Source organism: Brevundimonas diminuta (assembly GCF_050310045.1).
Classification (GTDB): Bacteria; Pseudomonadota; Alphaproteobacteria; order Caulobacterales; family Caulobacteraceae; genus Brevundimonas; species Brevundimonas diminuta_F.
Map to the genome: position 1 here is coordinate 1,622,643 of NZ_CP190005.1, position 15,424 is coordinate 1,638,066.

The 15,424-nt window shown below is 65.7% G+C and carries 16 protein-coding genes; 7 read left to right on the forward strand and 9 right to left on the reverse strand.

Features of this window, described 5'->3' with window-relative positions:
* Positions 1-6 precede the first annotated feature (6 nt).
* From ACORJG_RS07835 to ACORJG_RS07860, 6 genes are read left to right on the forward strand one after another with little or no spacing between them, the layout of a single operon-like run.
* Positions 7-900 carry an HlyD family secretion protein gene (locus ACORJG_RS07835; protein ID WP_427792907.1) on the forward strand — a complete coding sequence of 298 codons (894 nt, stop codon included), beginning with the start codon at positions 7-9 and terminating at the stop codon, positions 898-900.
* Positions 893-1,600, forward strand: coding sequence for an HAD-IB family phosphatase (locus ACORJG_RS07840; RefSeq protein WP_427792909.1), 708 nt, complete (start codon positions 893-895; stop codon positions 1,598-1,600). Before ACORJG_RS07835 ends, ACORJG_RS07840 begins: the two co-directional genes overlap by 8 nt.
* Entirely contained in the window at positions 1,597-2,472 is an 876-nt protein-coding gene (locus ACORJG_RS07845; RefSeq protein WP_427792911.1) for an alpha/beta hydrolase, read from the forward strand. Before ACORJG_RS07840 ends, ACORJG_RS07845 begins: the two co-directional genes overlap by 4 nt.
* Positions 2,469-2,828: an EamA family transporter gene (locus tag ACORJG_RS07850; protein WP_427792913.1), complete on the forward strand. Its 360-nt coding sequence runs from the start codon at positions 2,469-2,471 to the stop codon at positions 2,826-2,828. The genes ACORJG_RS07845 and ACORJG_RS07850 overlap by 4 nt, the downstream gene beginning before the upstream one ends.
* Complete coding sequence (locus ACORJG_RS07855) at positions 2,825-3,244, forward strand: EamA family transporter (protein WP_427792915.1); 420 nt, start codon at positions 2,825-2,827, stop codon at positions 3,242-3,244. The genes ACORJG_RS07850 and ACORJG_RS07855 overlap by 4 nt, the downstream gene beginning before the upstream one ends.
* Positions 3,237-4,460, forward strand: coding sequence for a DegT/DnrJ/EryC1/StrS family aminotransferase (locus ACORJG_RS07860; protein WP_427792917.1), 1,224 nt, complete (start codon positions 3,237-3,239; stop codon positions 4,458-4,460). The genes ACORJG_RS07855 and ACORJG_RS07860 overlap by 8 nt, the downstream gene beginning before the upstream one ends.
* Here ACORJG_RS07860 and ACORJG_RS07865 read toward each other — a convergent pair.
* The 5 genes from ACORJG_RS07865 to ACORJG_RS07885 form a co-directional block, all read right to left on the reverse strand.
* Positions 4,457-5,707 (reverse strand): class I SAM-dependent methyltransferase, encoded by a 1,251-nt coding sequence (locus ACORJG_RS07865; RefSeq protein ID WP_427792919.1) that lies wholly within the window; start codon positions 5,705-5,707, stop codon positions 4,457-4,459. The two genes, ACORJG_RS07860 and ACORJG_RS07865, sit on opposite strands and share 4 nt — an antisense overlap.
* Positions 5,708-5,742: 35 nt before the next feature.
* Complete coding sequence (locus ACORJG_RS07870; protein ID WP_427792921.1) at positions 5,743-6,636, reverse strand: arginase family protein; 894 nt, start codon at positions 6,634-6,636, stop codon at positions 5,743-5,745.
* Complete coding sequence (locus ACORJG_RS07875; RefSeq protein ID WP_427792923.1) at positions 6,633-7,715, reverse strand: GNAT family N-acetyltransferase; 1,083 nt, start codon at positions 7,713-7,715, stop codon at positions 6,633-6,635. Before ACORJG_RS07875 ends, ACORJG_RS07870 begins: the two co-directional genes overlap by 4 nt.
* A gap of 11 nt (positions 7,716-7,726) precedes the next feature.
* Positions 7,727-9,103, reverse strand: coding sequence for an aspartate aminotransferase family protein (locus tag ACORJG_RS07880; RefSeq protein WP_346531260.1), 1,377 nt, complete (start codon positions 9,101-9,103; stop codon positions 7,727-7,729).
* A 131-nt stretch (positions 9,104-9,234) separates the two neighbouring features.
* The gene (locus ACORJG_RS07885) at positions 9,235-10,410 is read right to left on the reverse strand and encodes an MFS transporter (RefSeq protein WP_427792925.1); all 1,176 of its coding nucleotides are present in this window, start codon (positions 10,408-10,410) and stop codon (positions 9,235-9,237) included.
* Between the two features lie 130 nt (positions 10,411-10,540).
* Between ACORJG_RS07885 and ACORJG_RS07890 the strand changes: the two genes are divergently transcribed.
* Complete coding sequence (locus ACORJG_RS07890; protein WP_427792926.1) at positions 10,541-11,362, forward strand: AraC family transcriptional regulator; 822 nt, start codon at positions 10,541-10,543, stop codon at positions 11,360-11,362.
* A 12-nt stretch (positions 11,363-11,374) separates the two neighbouring features.
* Here the strand turns inward: ACORJG_RS07890 and nrdF are convergent, their stop codons facing one another.
* The 4 genes from nrdF to nrdH all read right to left on the reverse strand — a co-directional run bounded on the left by nrdF (position 11,375) and on the right by nrdH (position 15,364).
* Positions 11,375-12,349 (reverse strand): class 1b ribonucleoside-diphosphate reductase subunit beta, encoded by a 975-nt coding sequence (gene nrdF / locus ACORJG_RS07895; protein ID WP_427792928.1) that lies wholly within the window; start codon positions 12,347-12,349, stop codon positions 11,375-11,377.
* A gap of 138 nt (positions 12,350-12,487) precedes the next feature.
* Positions 12,488-14,656: a class 1b ribonucleoside-diphosphate reductase subunit alpha gene (nrdE, locus tag ACORJG_RS07900; protein WP_427792930.1), complete on the reverse strand. Its 2,169-nt coding sequence runs from the start codon at positions 14,654-14,656 to the stop codon at positions 12,488-12,490.
* On the reverse strand, positions 14,638-15,042 hold the full coding sequence (nrdI, locus tag ACORJG_RS07905; RefSeq protein WP_427788347.1) for a class Ib ribonucleoside-diphosphate reductase assembly flavoprotein NrdI: 405 nt from the start codon (positions 15,040-15,042) through the stop codon (positions 14,638-14,640). The genes nrdE and nrdI overlap by 19 nt, the downstream gene beginning before the upstream one ends.
* A 97-nt stretch (positions 15,043-15,139) precedes the next feature.
* Positions 15,140-15,364 carry a glutaredoxin-like protein NrdH gene (gene nrdH / locus ACORJG_RS07910; RefSeq protein ID WP_427788349.1) on the reverse strand — a complete coding sequence of 75 codons (225 nt, stop codon included), beginning with the start codon at positions 15,362-15,364 and terminating at the stop codon, positions 15,140-15,142.
* Positions 15,365-15,424: the final 60 nt, after the last annotated feature.

Genomic DNA, 15,424 nt, shown 5'->3' on the forward strand with positions numbered 1-15,424 from the left:
AGAACCATGCCGCCAGCACCCCGCCTTTCCATCGCCCTCGCCGCGCTGGCGTTTCTGAGCCTGCCCATCCTGTCCGCCTGCCAGAAGGCCGAGCCGCCCGCCGAGGCCGCGCCCCTGCACGCCATCGCCCGTGGCCGGATCGAGGTGCAGGGCGGTCTTCTGGCCCTCAGCGCGCCGATCGACGGCGAACTGCGCGCGCTGGACGTCGTCGAGGGTCAGAAGGTCCGCAAGGGCGATGTCCTGGCCCGTTTCGACACTGTGGACCTGACGGACGAAACGCGCCTGATCGAGGCTCAGGCCAACCAGTCGCGCCAACGTCATACGGCGGCCCAGCGCAAGGCCCGGGGCTTAAGCGAAACCGTCGGCCGCTATGAACAGGCTGCGAAGGCGGGCGCCGCCTCGGCTCAGGCCCTTGCCGAGGCGCGGCAGTCGCTGGCCGACGCCCAGTCAGAGGTCGACGCCGCCGCCGCCGAGATCGCCGTCGCTGACCAGCGTCTGGCGCAGGCCCGCAACCGCCTGCACAGAGCCCAGTTGATCGCCCCTGCCGACGGCGTCGCCCTGCGCGTCGCCGCCTCAAGCGGACAACGGCTTTCGGCCGGCGCCCCTGTGCTGACGCTGCTGCCCGACCGCCCCCTGATCGTCCGCGCCGAGATCAATGAGAGCTTCATCAGCCGCGTGCGCACCGGCATGAAGGCGACGGTAAGCGTCGACCCCGCGTCGTCGGGCGCCAAACCCCTGCCTCCCGCACGGCTGACCTACCTCAGCCCCGTCTACACCCACGCCCGTCAGGACGACGACGTCGAGCGCGGACCCAGCCGCGTGGTCGAGGGCCTGCTGGAATTCGACGCCCGCCCCGATGTGCGCGTCGGCCAAACCGTTCGGATCCGCTTCGATGACTGATCGCCCCTACACGCTCGCCCCGTCGCGCACCGAGTGGGCCATCCACTGCGACTTCGACGGCACCATCAGCAATCGCGATGTGACCGACAGCCTGCTGCACGCCTTCGGCCGCCCCGGCTGGACCGATCTGGAAAGCGCGTGGGAACAGGGCCAGATCGGCTCCAGGGCCTGCATGACCGGCCAGATCGCCCTGCTGGACATGACGGACGCCGACTTCGACGCCGCCCTGTCCGCCATTCAGGTCGACCCGGCCTTCCCCGCCTTCGTCCGCGCCGCGAACAGTCTCGGCGCGCCCATCAGCATCGTCAGCGACGGCCTCGATCTGGCCATCCAGCGCATTCTGGCGCCGCTGGGGATGCAGCCCCTGCCCATCATGGCCAATCAGCTGGAACAGGTCGGAGCCGACCGCTGGCGTCTGAATACGCCGTGGAGCTCCGCCGCCTGCGTCAAGGACAGCGCCAACTGCAAATGCGCCCGTCTGGCCGAGGCGCGACGCACGGCGGACCGCATCCTCTATATCGGCGACAGCACCTCGGACTTCTGCGTCTCGGGCAAGGCGGACTTCGTTCTGGCGAAAAGCCGCCTGATCGACCACTGCCGCGCCAACGCCATTCCCCACGCCCCTATCGACGACTTCACCGACGCCCTGGCGCTGCTGCCGGAAATCCTGAGCCGTCCTTTGTTTCAGGATGCCGTATGACCCTGCCTGTCGCCTCGCCGATGAAGGACCACGCCTATCTGTTGCCCGGTCAGGGCGATAACGGCCGCGTCGGCGTCCTTCTGATCCACGGTCTGACCGGCACGCCCAATGAGATGCGCCTGATCGCACGCGGCCTGCAGAAGCAGGGCTTCACCGTCTACGCCCTGCAGTTGGCTGGTCACTGCGGCGATGTGGACGACCTGCTGGCCACCGGCTGGCGCGACTGGATGAACAGCACCCGCGAGGGCGCCCGCCATCTGGCCGCCCATACCGACCGGATCATCGCCGTCGGCCTGTCGATGGGCGCCCTGCTGGCGCTGGGGCTGGCCGAGGAGAAGACGCCCAAGCTGGCGGGCGTCGTCGCCCTGTCGACCACCTTCCGGCACGACGGCTGGAGCATGCCCTTCTACACCCGCTTCTCCTTCTTGCTGCCGCTGTGCCGGGCGCTGGGGATCGGGGCGAAACGCGTCTTCTTCGAAATGCCGCCCTACGGCATCAAGGACGAGGCGATCCGCGCGCGCATCGTCGCCCAGATGCAGTCCGGCGACAGTTCGCAGGCGGGCCTGCCAGGCAATCCGTGGTGGTCCATCGGCGAGCTTCAGGCCCTGGCCCGACACGTCCGTCGTCGTCTGTCGCTGATCGAGGTTCCGTGTCTGGCGGTTCACGCCCGCCATGATGATGTCGCCGCCCTGTCCAACGCACAGGACATCAAGGATCGCGTCCGCAAGGCGCCGGTCGAACTGGTCGTGCTGGACGACAGCTATCACATGGTCACCATCGACCGGGAACGGCGCCGGGTCATCGCCTGCGTCACCGATTTCGCCGACCAGATCGCGCGACAGCACCAGACGACGACAGAGGCCGCCGCGTGAACCTTTTGGTCGTCGGCCTATGGACCGCCAACATCATCGTCGACTGCTCCGGGCAGCTGGCCTTCAAGGCCGCCGCCTCAGACCCCCGCGCGGGCGAAGGTCTGGCGCGCTGGCGCTATATGGCGACCAAGCCGTGGATCTGGATCGGCATCGGCAGCTATGTCGCCGAGTTCCTGGTCTGGCTGGCCTTCCTGTCGCTGGTGCCGCTGTCCGACGGGGTGCTGCTGGGATCGATCAATATCGTCGCCATCCTGTTGCTGGGGCGGGTGCTGTTCCGTGAGAAGCTGACTCCCTTGCGTATCATCGGCGTGACGCTGATCTCGCTGGGCGTGGCCGTGGTGGGGCTGCACGGATGAAATCCTCTCAAAAAGCCTTCTACATCATCGGCTTCCTTACGCTGATGACGTTCGACACCCTGGCCCAGATCTGTTTCAAACAGGCAGGAAACAGCGCCCTGCCGCTGGAATTCTCGCCCTCATGGCTGGCGCGGGTGTTCGGCCAGCCGTGGATCTATGGCGCCATGGCGGGCTATGTCGGCGCCTTTTTCACATGGATGACGCTGTTGCAGCGCGCGCCGGTCGGCCCGGCCTTCGCCGCCTCTCACCTTGAGATCGTATCAGTGTTGGCGCTGTCAGCGGTGCTGTTCCGTGAAGTCATCGGCTGGCCCCAGCTTCTGGGGATGCTGCTGATCCTCGGCGGCATCTTCTGTCTGGCCGTGGGCGAAGGCCGTCTCAGCCGCGAGGCCGAGGCGGAGCCTGAGCCACATGGCTAGTTTCGCGCCGCCCACGGCAGGCCTGCCGCTACAGATCAGCGACCTGTTTCCCGGCCGCGCCCCCTGTCTGGAGAATGATCTGGCGGCCTTTCTGGGCGCTCCTCCGGTCCAGATCGAATGTTCCGGCACTGCCGCCTTCATCATCGCCCTGCGGACGCTGGCCGCTTTCGCCCCCGGCCGGGACGAGGTGGTTGTCCCGGCCTATACCTGTCCGCTGATCGCGCAGGCCGTCGCCGCCTGCGATCTGAAGCTGAAGCTGGCCGATCTCAGCCCGGATACTCTGGACATGGCGCCCGACGCGCTGGACGCCCTGTGCGGCGCCCGCACTCTGGCCGTCGTCCCCACCCATCTGGGCGGACGGGTCAGCGATATCGGCCCGTCGCTACAGGCCGCCCGCCGCGTCGGCGCCTGGGTGATCGAGGACGCGGCTCAGGCTCTGGGCGCGCGTCTGGACGGCGCGCCGGTCGGCCTTCAGGGCGACATCGGCTTTTACAGTCTGGCCGTCGGCAAGGGCCTCAGCATCTATGAAGGCGGCGCCCTGATCGCCCGCGACGAGGGCCTGCGGCAGGCCCTGATGGAGACCCGCCGCCGCCTGATCCCCAACAGTCTGGCGATGGAGGCGCGGCGCATCGCCGAACTGGTCGGATACGCCCTGCTCTACCGGCCCGGCGCCCTGCGGTGGAGCTATGGCGCGCCCCTGCGTCAGGCGCTGTCGCGCGGCGACTGGAGCGCGGCGGCGGGCGACGACTTCCCCGACGCCATCCCCCTTCACCGCCCCAGCCGCTGGCGCAAACAGGTGGGCGCCGAGGCCCTGAAACGCCTGCCCGCCTTTCTGACCGCCACCGAGGCGCAGGCCCTGATGCGGCTGGAAATCCTCAAACAGATTCCCGGCGTCGAAGTCGTCGAGGACAGCGCCCCCGGCGCGCGCGGCGTCTGGCCGATCCTGATGGCGCGCCTGCCCGATCAGACGATCCGCGACGCTGTTCTGGCCCACGGCTGGGAACAGGGACTGGGCCTCAGCCCGCCCTTCCTGCGCGCCCTGCCGGACTATCGGCGCTACGCCTCGGTCGTGCCTGTATGCGCGCCGGACGCCCTGCCCCACGCCCGCGACTGGGCCGGACGGCTGCTGGCGGTCAGCAACAGTCCGTGGCTGGGTGATGCGGACTTCGCGCGGGTCTGCGACATCATCGGCCGCGCGATCGAAGGGCGGCTCTAGACGCGCGCCTGCTCCCTGCGCTTCAGTTCGGCCTCGCGCTCGACGATGTAGTTGCGCGTCAGGGGAACCGCCTCCTGTCGACGCGCCAACTGGACCTGGAACACGGCGATCTCCTGATAGCGGAAGGCCGTCTCCGACATGGCCAGATAGAACTCCCACATCAGGCAGAACCGCTCGTCGTATAGCGCTTTAGCCTCATCGCGCCGCGCCATGAACCGTTCGCGCCACAGCCTCAGCGTCTGGGCATAGTGCAGGCGCACCACCTCGATGTCGGTGATGATCAGGCCGGAACGCTCGATCGCAGGCGTGAACTCGGACATGGACGCCAGATGGCCGCCGGGGAAAATGTACCGCTCCAGCCACGGGTTGTTGAAGTCCGGCACATCGCTGTTGCCGATGAAGTGCAGCAGCATGACGCCGTCTTCGGTCAACAGATCGCGGCACTGGCTGAAGAAGGCGTCGAAGTTGACGATGCCGACATGCTCGAACATCCCCACCGAGACGATGCGATCGAACGGCCCCGGCACGTCGCGATAGTCCTGAAGCCGGAACTCGACATTGGCCCCGCGCGGCGAGTTTTCCGCCCGCGCCGTCGCCGCCGCCAGCTGTTCGGTCGACAGGGTCACCCCCACCGCCTGACCGGCGCCCGCGACCTCGGCCAGATACAGGGCCATGCCGCCCCAGCCGCAGCCGATATCCAGCACCCGATGGCCCGGTTCAATCAGCAGCTTGGCCGCGATATGGCGCTTCTTGGCCAGTTGCGCCTCTTCCAGCGTCTCGTCGCCCCGCTCGAAATAGGCGCAGGAATACTGGCGGTCCTCGTCCAGAAACAGCCGATAGAGCCGGTCATCCAGATCATAGTGATGGGCGACATTGCGGCGCGACTTCTTCCGCTTGTTGCTCTGCAGGATGGGCCGCAGCGCCGACCGCACGGCGTCCAGCGCCCGCACCGTGGCGCCGACCGGCACATCACGGTCGTCGCGCAGCACCAATTCCAGAAAATCATAGACCGTGCCGCGCTCCACCTGCAGCCGCTGCTGCATGAACATCTCCCCCATGTTCAGGTCGGGGTCGCGCAGCAGGTTCAGGATCGCCCGGCGGTCGGTGAAGCGCACCCGCACGCTCGGCGTCCCGCCGTCGCCCAGCCGCAGCACGGCGCCGTCCGGCATGACGATCTCCAGATCGCCGCGTTGGATCAGGGGGGTGAAGACCCGCTTCACCAGCTTCAACATCAGTCCATCCAGCATGACGTGCGCCTCCCCGAAAATGCTGTGCGACGCGCCTAGACGCGCCACGCCGCCTGCAGGGCCGCGACCAGCTGCAGGTTGAAAGGATGATTGTCCTGCTGCCACCGGGCCACGACCTCGGCCGACGGCTCGACCGTCTGGCTGTCCATCCGGCTCAGCCAGCGTTTCCACCTTGTGCGATAGCGGTGCAGCGATACCTCGCCGGTGATGTCGGCGCCGACCAGATGGCCGTTCAGCGCCGCCACGATGTCCAGCCCCTGCGCCGCCGTCATTTGCCCCTGATCCCAGTTGGTGTGGACCACGTCCGGGGCGAAGACGTCCTTGTCGATGCTCAGATAGGTCGGCGCCGGATCATCACCCAGATAGCCGCACAGCGCGGCTGTCAGCGTGCCCGTGTCATCGAAAGACCGGAACCGCTCGCCGAAGCCCCGACGGCGCGCCCAGTCCACATCGACCCCCACGCTCCAATAGGTCGTCTTGCCCGCCTTCACCGCGCGCAGGTCATGCTCCCACGCATGGGCGGCGCCCAGATCTTCGGACGTCACGCCGACGACGTGAACCTCGGCCACGCGCGGGTCCATCGCCATGCGGCCGATCCATGAGCCGCAGTGAACGCCCCACGGGAAAACCATGCTGTCAGGGTGGTTATCCAGCACCACCACCCGCACCGGAGCGGCGGCCCGCTCAAGACAGCGCGCGATCAGGGGCCAGCTCAGATGATGGAAGTCGCCGCTGCCCATCAGCACCGGCCCATGCGCCTCATACGAGGGCGCATGCGACGACAGGGCGGCGCCCGCACGCCGAAACGCGCCCGTCCCACAGCCGAAACGCAGCGTCTCGCGCCACTCCTGCGGCAAGGTCGGGCGGATTTCGCCCGGCAGGGTCAGCACCGACCCGTCCAGATCCAGCACCAGAGGCGGCCGCGTCATGGCTTTTCACTCCCGGCCTTTTCACTCCAGGTCTTGTCGCTCTCAAACGACCCGGCCACGCGGCGTCCCAGCGCCCTCAACAGAGGATTGCGGATGAAGACCAGATGCCGCGTGAAGGTGAAGCTGGCGCCCAGCAACGCCTTGACCTCGGGGTCCGTCCAGCCGGCGACATAGTGCGTCAGGCCGCGCTCCATCGCGTATTCCAGATTCACGAACCAGCTGACGAAATACAGGTTCGCCTCACGCGCCTGCGGATAGATGAAGCCGATATATTTATCGATCAGCATGCCCTGATGCTCGAAGCACAGGTTCCAACCGATGAACTCGCCATCCTGATTGCGGTATTCGAACACCACGCCATTCTGCGCCGGATCGGTCAGGACGCCTGCGAAGAAATCATAGGTCAGCCGGTCGAAGTGGATCTCGCTCTGGGCGTAGACCTGTTCGTACATCGCGTAATAGCGGCGCACCGTCGCCTCGTCGAAACAGGCGTCGCCGGTACGCACCACCGTCACCGTCAGCCCGGCCCGCGCACGCAGTTTCTTGCGGACGTATTTGGCGTCCTTGCGGTTCAGGCGGGCGATGTAGTCGCCGACATCGCTGAAATCGATCGGCACATAGGCCAGCGCCTGCCCGGCCAGTTGGATGAAGTCCCGCGCCACGCACGCGCGGGCCAGTTCGTCGGCGAAGACATTGTCCTGCGCGGGCAACAGGGGCGAATCCTGCGGCAGGTCCTTCAATATGGTCAGGGCCGCGCCGCGCCCCAGACGCTCGCGCAGGGATGCGGCCAGCGTCGCCGCCGCCTGCGCATCGGCCGCGCCAGTATCCGGCGCGGGCGCATATTCCGTCACCGTCGTGCCGATGAAGGTGGTGCGCAGGCGAAGGAAACGCCGCCATGTGCGGAACCCCGGCCATTGCGACAGCCGCTCGACGAACTCGGCGTCCGCCGTGGTCAGCAGGTCGAACGGCGCCACGAACGCCGGCGCCGGCGCATCGCTGACGACCGAAAACCCTTCCGGCGGACAGGCCGTCCACCGGTCGATCAGGGTTTGCGGCTCCAGCACATTGCGCCAGCGCATCGGCGCGCCCCTCACGCCGCCTTGGCGCGGTTCAGCAGTTGCTCCAGCAGCACCATGGCCTCATCGATCTCGGAACGCGAGATCATCAGAGACGGCGCGAAGGTGATGACGTTCTTGTAGTAGCCGCCCACGTCCAGAACCAGGCCGCGCTTCTCGCCCTGATATTCCAGATCGCCCGCCAGACCGATGTCCACCATCTTGTCCAGCAGTTCGCGGTTCGGGGTGAAGCCGTCCTCGGTGCAGATCTCGGCCCGCAGCGCCAGACCCAGACCGTCGACGTCGCCGATCTCCTTGTGACGCGTCTGCAGGTCGCGCAGCCCGTCCAGGAAGTAGGCGCCCGCCTCCTTCACCTGCCGGCCGAAGTCGATCTCGTGCGTCATCTTCAGCACTTCCAGACCGACCGAGGTGCCCAGCGGGTTGGCCGCAAACGTCGAGTGGGTCGAGCCCGGCGGGAAGGTTGTCGGATTGATCAGCTCCTCGCGCGCCCAGATGCCGGACAGCGGGTTCAGGCCGTTCGTCAGCGCCTTGCCGAAGATCAGCACGTCCGGCGTCACGCCGAAGTTCTCGACCGACCACAGGGTGCCGGTGCGCCAGAAGCCCATCTGGATCTCATCGACCACCATCAGGATGCCGTGCTGGTCCAGCACCGACTTCAGCCCGGTGAAGAAGTTGGCCGGCGGCACCACATAGCCGCCCGTCCCCTGAATCGGCTCGACGTAGAAGGCCGCATATTCGCACTGGTTCGTCTTGGGGTCCCAGACGGCGTGATACTCGTTCTCGAACTTGCGGGCGAAGTCGCGGACGATGACGTCGGCGTATTCCTCTGCCGTCATGCCGCGCGGGCGGCGGAACGGATAGGGGAAGGGAATGAACTGCGCGCGGTCGCCGAAGTGGCCGAAGCGACGGCGATAGCGATAGCTGGAGGTGATGCTGGACGCGCCCAGCGTGCGGCCGTGATAGCCGCCCTCGAAGGCGAACATCAGCGTCTTGCCGTTGCTGGCGTTGCGCACGACCTTCAGCGAGTCATCAACCGCCTGGGCGCCGCCGACATTGAAATGGACGCGGCCCTGATGGCCCCATTTCTTCTGCGCGTCCTCGGCGATGAACTTGGCCAGTTCGATCTTGGTCGGGTGCAGATACTGGCTGGCGACCTGCGGCAGCTCCTGGATCTGACGGATCAGAGTCTCTTCCAGACGCTTGTTTTTATAGCCGAAGTTGACGGCCGAATACCACATCTGGAGGTCCAGGAAGGCGGTGCCGTCGTTGTCGAACATATAGCTGCCGTCGCAGCCGGTGAAAATCTTGGGCGGGTCGACGTAATGAACCGTATCGCCGAAGGAGCAGTAGCGTGCTTCCTGCTCCAGAAGTTCCTGCACATTAAGGCTCACGTCGAATCTCCGTCTAACTCGTGAGCCTGTTTCCGACAGGTCGGTGCAACATCCGTCGACAGGGGATGGAGGATTTGTGGAGGCGGCGAGGCCCTGTTGTGGCCCCGCCCGTCGCCTGCCTCCGCCGCGCCTCAGACCTGGCCGATCTGACGGTTGCGCCCGGCGCCCAGCCCCATCACGGCCATGACCACGCACAGGACCGCGCACATGGCCAGCGCAGGCGGCCACCCGCCCGCCACATCATGCAGGGCGCCGATGGCGACCGGCCCACAGGCCGACAGCAGATAGCCGACCGACTGCGTCATCCCTGACAACTGCGCCGTCTGGTGCGCCGATCCCGTGCGCAGGCCGATGAAGGACAGGGCCAGAATAAAGCCGCCGCCCGAGCCGAACCCCACCAGCGCAGCCCAGACCACCGCCAGTCCCGGCGCCAGATACAGTCCCGCCAGCGCAACCAGGCTCAACAGCGCAAAGGCGGCGGCCAGCGCCCGCTGATCCTTCATCCGCCGCACCAGCGGAACCAGCACCAATCCCGGCGCCGCTGTCGCCAATTGCATCACCCCATGCACCGCTCCCGCCGCCTCGGGCGAAGTTCCGCTGGCGGTCAGGATCGACGGCAGCCAGGCCGCCACGGCGTAATAGACGAAGGAGTTCAGCCCGAAGAACAGGGTCACCTGCCACGCCAGACCCGAGCGCCACATCGAAGCGGACGTCTCCAGCTCCGCCGTGGCGGCCACGGGCGCCGAATGACGGCGCAGCTGCGGGATCCACACAAGAGCCGCCGCAGCCGGCAGGACGATCAGCGACAGCAACGCCACGCGCCAGTCCGTCGCGTGGGCCAACGGCGCCATCAGCGCCGAGGCGGCGGCCGACGCCACCCCCATGCTGATGGCGTAAAGCGTGGTCAACTTGGTGATCTGATCGGGAAAGTCCCGCTTCAACAGGCTGGGCAACAGGGTGTTGCCGATGGCGATGCCCGCCCCCAGCAGAACCGATCCGCCATACAGCGTCCACAACGGCCCGACTGAACGGATGGCGATGCCCGCCACCATGGCGATCAGCGCCAGAAACAGCGCCCGCTCCAGCCCGATCGCGCGGGCCAGCCGCGCCGCGAACGGCGACACGACGAAGAAGGCCAGCAGCGGCAGGGTGATCAGAAAGCCTGTCTGTCCGGCGCCCTGGCCGAACGCCTGTCCGATATCGTCCAGCAGGGGGCCTGCGCCGGTGAAGGTCGCGCGAAGCGTGGTCGCCACCAGCATGACGCCGGCGATGATCCATAGGGGATGAAGGTGTGAGCGAGACGTCATGAAACCGCCTTGGGGAGAGACGCTGAAAGAAGGCCTTGGAGGGAGGAAGGCCCATTCAAACTAGCGCTGGAGCAAACGGCTGACTTCCGATATTCAGGCAAGGAGTTTTGATAATCGGTCACAACCCGCCATGACCACGCTTCACGCCTGTTTCGACAACTTCGACCCCGACGCTTTTCCCCAGGACGCCATCGCCGTCAGCCTGGGCGGCTCGGCCAATGAGGCGGAGTTGCCCCTGCATGTTCACCGCAAGGGTCAGTTGGTCGTGGCGCTTCAGGGTGGGGTGATGTGCCGGACCGAAGACGGCCTGTGGATCGCGCCTCTGGGCGGCGGGGTCTGGGCGCCGGGCGGCACGCCGCACAGCAACCGCGTCACCGTCAACGGGCGCGTCTGCATGGTGTTCGTAGAGCCGGACGTGCCGGGCCTGCCCGACCGCTGCTGCACCCTGTCGCTCAGCCCGATGGTGATCGAACTGATCCGTCACCTCGCCCGCCAGCCCGGCCCCGACTATGCGCCGGGCGGGCATCTGCACCGCATCGCCCAGGTCATCATCGAAGAACTGCGCCACTGCGAGATCGCCGCCCTGCACCTGCCGATCCCCGACGCCCCGGCCCTGCGCCGCATCGCCGAGGCGCTGATCGACAATCCCGGCGACCGGACCACGGTGGCCGACTGGGCGCGTCGCGTCGCCATGAGCGAGCGCACCCTGACCCGGCTGGTCAGCCGCGAAACCGGCATGAGCTTCGGCCGCTGGCGCCAGCAGCTTCAAATCGTGCTGGCGCTGCAACGACTATCATCCGGCGCCTCGGTGCAGAGCGTCGCCGATGATCTGGGCTATGAGTCCGCCAGCGCCTTCATCACCATGTTCAAGGCCGCGATGGGCAAGCCCCCGGCCCGCTACATCGCCGACATGGGCGCCCAGATCGGCGCAGAAGCCACGTTGGCGGACTGACCACCTGCCCGCTCAGAATTCCCAGTCTTCGTCCTCGGTCGCGACCGCCTTGCCGATGACATAGGACGAGCCGGAGCCGGAGAAGAAGTCGTGGTTCTCGTCCGCATTGGGCGACAGGGCCGACAGGATGGCCGGGTTCACATCCGTCACCGTCGCCGGGAACAGCGCTTCATAGCCCAGATTCATCAGCGACTTGTTGGCGTTGTAGTGCAGGAACTTCTTGACGTCCTCGGTCAGGCCGATGCCGTCATACAGGGCCTCGGTGTATTTGACCTCATTGTCATACAACTCGAACATCAGCTCGAAGGCGAAGTCCTTGATCGACTGCTTCTCGGCCTCGGTGCGCGTCTCCAGCTGCTTCTGGAACTTGTAGCCGATGTAATAGCCGTGAACCGCCTCGTCGCGGATGATCAGGCGGATCAGGTCGGCGGTATTGGTCAGCCGCGCCCGGCTGGACCAGTACATCGGCAGATAGAAGCCTGAATAGAACAGGAAGCTTTCCAGGAAGACGCTGGCCACCTTCCGCTTCAGCGGATCATCGGCGACGTAGTGTTTCAGGATCAGCTCCGCCTTGCGTTGCAGATGCTCGTTCTCCTCGCTCCAGCGATAGGCGTCGTCGACGTCGCGCGTCGAACACAGGGTCGAGAAGATCGAGGAATAGGACCGCGCATGGACCGCCTCCATGAAGCTGATGTTGCTCAACACCGCCTCTTCGTGCGGCGTCAGGGCGTCGGGCATCAGGGCGGGCGCCCCCACCGTGTTCTGGATGGTGTCCAGCAGGGTCAGGCCGGTGAAGACCCGGATCGTCAGCTTCTGCTCATCCGGCGTCAGCCCCGCCCACGACGGAATATCGTTCGACAGCGGCACCTTTTCCGGCAGCCAGAAATTGCCGGTCAACCGGTTCCAGACCTCAAGGTCCTTTTCGTCCTCCAGACGGTTCCAGTTGATCGCCTGCACGCGCGACACGGGCTTAAAGGGGGCGTTCATTTCAGCACTTCCCGGACATCACGGGAGGCTGCCGCCTCCCTAAAAATCTAAAAAGATCATCCCCTCAAGCCGCGAGCCGCCGCGCGCCGGGCGTCAGGGGATGACCATCGTTGCGCGCCCTTCAGGCGCACGAACCGCTCAGAGAGAACAACTCACGCAGCCCTCCACCTCGGTCCCGCTCAGGGCCATCTGGCGCAGGCGGATGTAGTAGATGGTCTTGATGCCCTTCTTCCACGCGTAGATCTGGGCGCGATTGATGTCGCGGGTCGTGGCCGTATCGCGGAAGAACAGCGTCAGCGACAGGCCCTGATCGACGTGCTGGGTCGCCGCCGCATAGGTGTCGATGATCTTCTCAGGGCCAATCTCATAGGCGTCCTGGTAGTATTCCTGATTGTCGTTGGTGAGGAAGGCGGCCGGATAATAGACGCGGCCGATCTTGCCCTCTTTCCTGATCTCGATCTTCGACACGATCGGGTGGATCGAAGAGGTCGAGTGGTTGATGTAGCTGATCGACCCCGTCGGCGGCACGGCCTGCAGGTTGCGGTTATAGAGGCCGTACTGCTGCACGTCGGCCTTCAGCGCGCGCCAGTCGTCCTGCGTCGGGATCGCTACGCCCGCATCGGCGAACAGTTGGCGCACGCGCTCGGTGGCGGGCGCCCATGCCTGTTCAGTGTATTTGTCGAAATATTCGCCCGATGCGTATTTCGACTGCTCGAACCCGGCGAAGGAGGCGCCGTTCTCCTGCGCCAGCCGGTTCGAGGCGCGCAAGGCGTGATAGGTCACCGCATAGAAGTAGATATTGGTGAAATCGACGCCTTCCTCCGAGCCGTAGAAGATGCGTTCGCGCGCCAGATAGCCGTGCAGGTTCATCTGGCCCAGACCGATGGCGCGGCTCTCGCGATTACCGCGCGCGATGGAGGGCACGGCGTCGATATCGCTCATGTCGGCCACGGCGGTCAGGGCGCGGATCGCCGTCTCGACCGTCGCGCCCAGATCGGGCGAATCCATCGCCGCCGCGATGTTCAGCGACCCCAGATTGCAGGAAATATCCTTGCCGACGTGATCGTAATTCAGGTCCGGCTTATAGGTGCTGGCCTCGCTGACCTGCAGGATTTCCGAGCACAGATTGCTCATGATGATCCGGCCGTCGATGGGATTGGCCCGGTTCGCCGTGTCCTCGAACAGGATGTAGGGATAGCCGGACTCGAACTGGATTTCGGCCAGGATCTGGAAGAAGTCCCGCGCCTTGATCTTGCGTTTGCGGATGCGGCCGTCATCGGCCATCTCGCGATACTTCTCAGAGACTGAAATCTCCGAGAAGGGCACGCCATAGACGCGCTCCACGTCATAGGGCGAGAACAGGTACATGTCCTCGTTATTGCGGGCCAACTCAAACGTGATGTCGGGGATCACCACGCCCAACGACAGGGTCTTGATGCGGATCTTCTCGTCCGCATTCTCGCGCTTGGTGTCGAGGAAGCGCAGGATGTCCGGGTGGTGCGCGTTCAGATAGACCGCCCCCGCCCCCTGCCGCGCGCCCAGCTGGTTGGCGTAGGAAAAGGCGTCTTCCAACAGCTTCATGATCGGGATGACGCCCGATGACTGCCCCTCGATCTGCTTGATCGGGGCGCCCGCCTCGCGGATGTTGGTCAGGGCGAAGGCCACGCCGCCGCCGCGCTTGGACAGTTGCAGGGCCGAGTTTATCGCCCGGCCGATCGACTCCATATTGTCCTCGATCCGCAGCAGGAAGCAGGACACCAGTTCGCCCCGCTGCTGCTTGCCCGCATTGAGGAAGGTCGGCGTCGCCGGCTGGAACCGCCCGGCGATGATCTCGTCCACCAGCGCCGTCGCCAGCGCCTCGTCCCCGCGCCCCAGCGCCAGGGCGACCATGCAGACCCGGTCCTCATACCGCTCCAGATACCGCTTACCGTCGAAAGTCTTCAGCGTGTAGGAGGTGTAGTATTTGAACGCGCCGAGGAAGGTCGGAAAGCGGAACTTCTTGCCATAGGCGCGGGCGAACAGGCCCTCGATAAAGGCAAAGTCGTACTGATCCAGCACCGACTTCTCGTAATACCCATGCTCGACCAGATAATCGAGCCGCTCCTTCAGGGAGTGGAAGAAGACGGTGTTCTGATTGACGTGCTGCAGGAAATACTGGCGCGCCGCCAGCCGATCCTTGTCGAACTGGATCTCGCCGTTGGCGCCATACAGGTTCAGCATGGCGTTCAGCGCATGATAGTCCATGCCCGCCGTCGCATCGGCGCCGCCGCTGGCCGTCGCCGGGCGTTCTATTGTGGTCGTGACCAAAAGCGTTCCAATCCTGATCTGATGCGGTCCACGTCCTCGGCCGTTCCCATCAGCTCGAAGCGATCCAGATAGGGAACGCCGCACTTGGCCGAGACGATCGAGCCGGACTTGCAGAAGTGATGTCCGAAGTTGGTGTTGCCCGCAGCGATGACGCCCCGGATGCCCTGACGGTTCAGCGGGTCGTTCAGGAACCGGATCACCGGCTTGGGCACCCCGCCCCGCCCATCGTCGCCGCAATAGGTCGGCACGATCAGCACATAGGGCCGACGCACCGCCAGCGGTCCCTCCGACGCCCGCAGCGGGATGCGCCGATTATCCAGCGCCAACTTGTCCACGAAGCGCCGCGTGTTCTCCGACACGCTGGAATAATAGACGACCAGAGGCATGGTTATTCCCTATCGCTCGCCGCGCGGCGGCTCGCTGCCTGAGGGAGGTTTTTCCCTATCGCTCGCCGCGCGGCGGCTTGCTGCTTGAGGGACGGGTTCAGGCCGCCAGTGCGCCGATCTTGTCGGGGCGGAAACCGGCCCAGTGGTCGTCGCCCGCCACAACCACCGGCGCCTGCCGATAGCCCATCGCCGTGACCTGATCATAGGCCGCCTGATCCTGCGTCAGGTCGACCAGTTGATAGGTCAGACCCTGCCGGTCCAGCGCGCGGGTGGTGGCGGTGCACTGAACGCAGGCAGGCTTGCTGTAGACGGTGATGGACATGACGACGGCTCCCTCATCCACTAAATCTGGTAGACAAAGCGACTCATACCACCTGATTTA

Bases quoted from the DNA above. Each gene is read 5' to 3' on its own strand.
- ACORJG_RS07860 (WP_427792917.1), top strand. From the start codon at position 3,237: ATGGCTAGTTTCGCGCCGCCCACGGCAGGCCTGCCGCTACAGATCAGC.
- ACORJG_RS07855 (WP_427792915.1), top strand. From the start codon at position 2,825: ATGAAATCCTCTCAAAAAGCCTTCTACATCATCGGCTTCCTTACGCTG.
- ACORJG_RS07840 (WP_427792909.1), top strand. From the start codon at position 893: ATGACTGATCGCCCCTACACGCTCGCCCCGTCGCGCACCGAGTGGGCC.
- ACORJG_RS07870 (WP_427792921.1), bottom strand. From the start codon at position 6,636: ATGACGCGGCCGCCTCTGGTGCTGGATCTGGACGGGTCGGTGCTGACC.
- nrdF (WP_427792928.1), bottom strand. From the start codon at position 12,349: ATGAACGCCCCCTTTAAGCCCGTGTCGCGCGTGCAGGCGATCAACTGG.
- ACORJG_RS07865 (WP_427792919.1), bottom strand. From the start codon at position 5,707: ATGCTGGATGGACTGATGTTGAAGCTGGTGAAGCGGGTCTTCACCCCC.
- ACORJG_RS07890 (WP_427792926.1), top strand. From the start codon at position 10,541: ATGACCACGCTTCACGCCTGTTTCGACAACTTCGACCCCGACGCTTTT.
- ACORJG_RS07875 (WP_427792923.1), bottom strand. From the start codon at position 7,715: ATGCGCTGGCGCAATGTGCTGGAGCCGCAAACCCTGATCGACCGGTGG.
- nrdI (WP_427788347.1), bottom strand. From the start codon at position 15,042: ATGCCTCTGGTCGTCTATTATTCCAGCGTGTCGGAGAACACGCGGCGC.
- ACORJG_RS07885 (WP_427792925.1), bottom strand. From the start codon at position 10,410: ATGACGTCTCGCTCACACCTTCATCCCCTATGGATCATCGCCGGCGTC.
- ACORJG_RS07835 (WP_427792907.1), top strand. From the start codon at position 7: ATGCCGCCAGCACCCCGCCTTTCCATCGCCCTCGCCGCGCTGGCGTTT.
- ACORJG_RS07845 (WP_427792911.1), top strand. From the start codon at position 1,597: ATGACCCTGCCTGTCGCCTCGCCGATGAAGGACCACGCCTATCTGTTG.
- nrdH (WP_427788349.1), bottom strand. From the start codon at position 15,364: ATGTCCATCACCGTCTACAGCAAGCCTGCCTGCGTTCAGTGCACCGCC.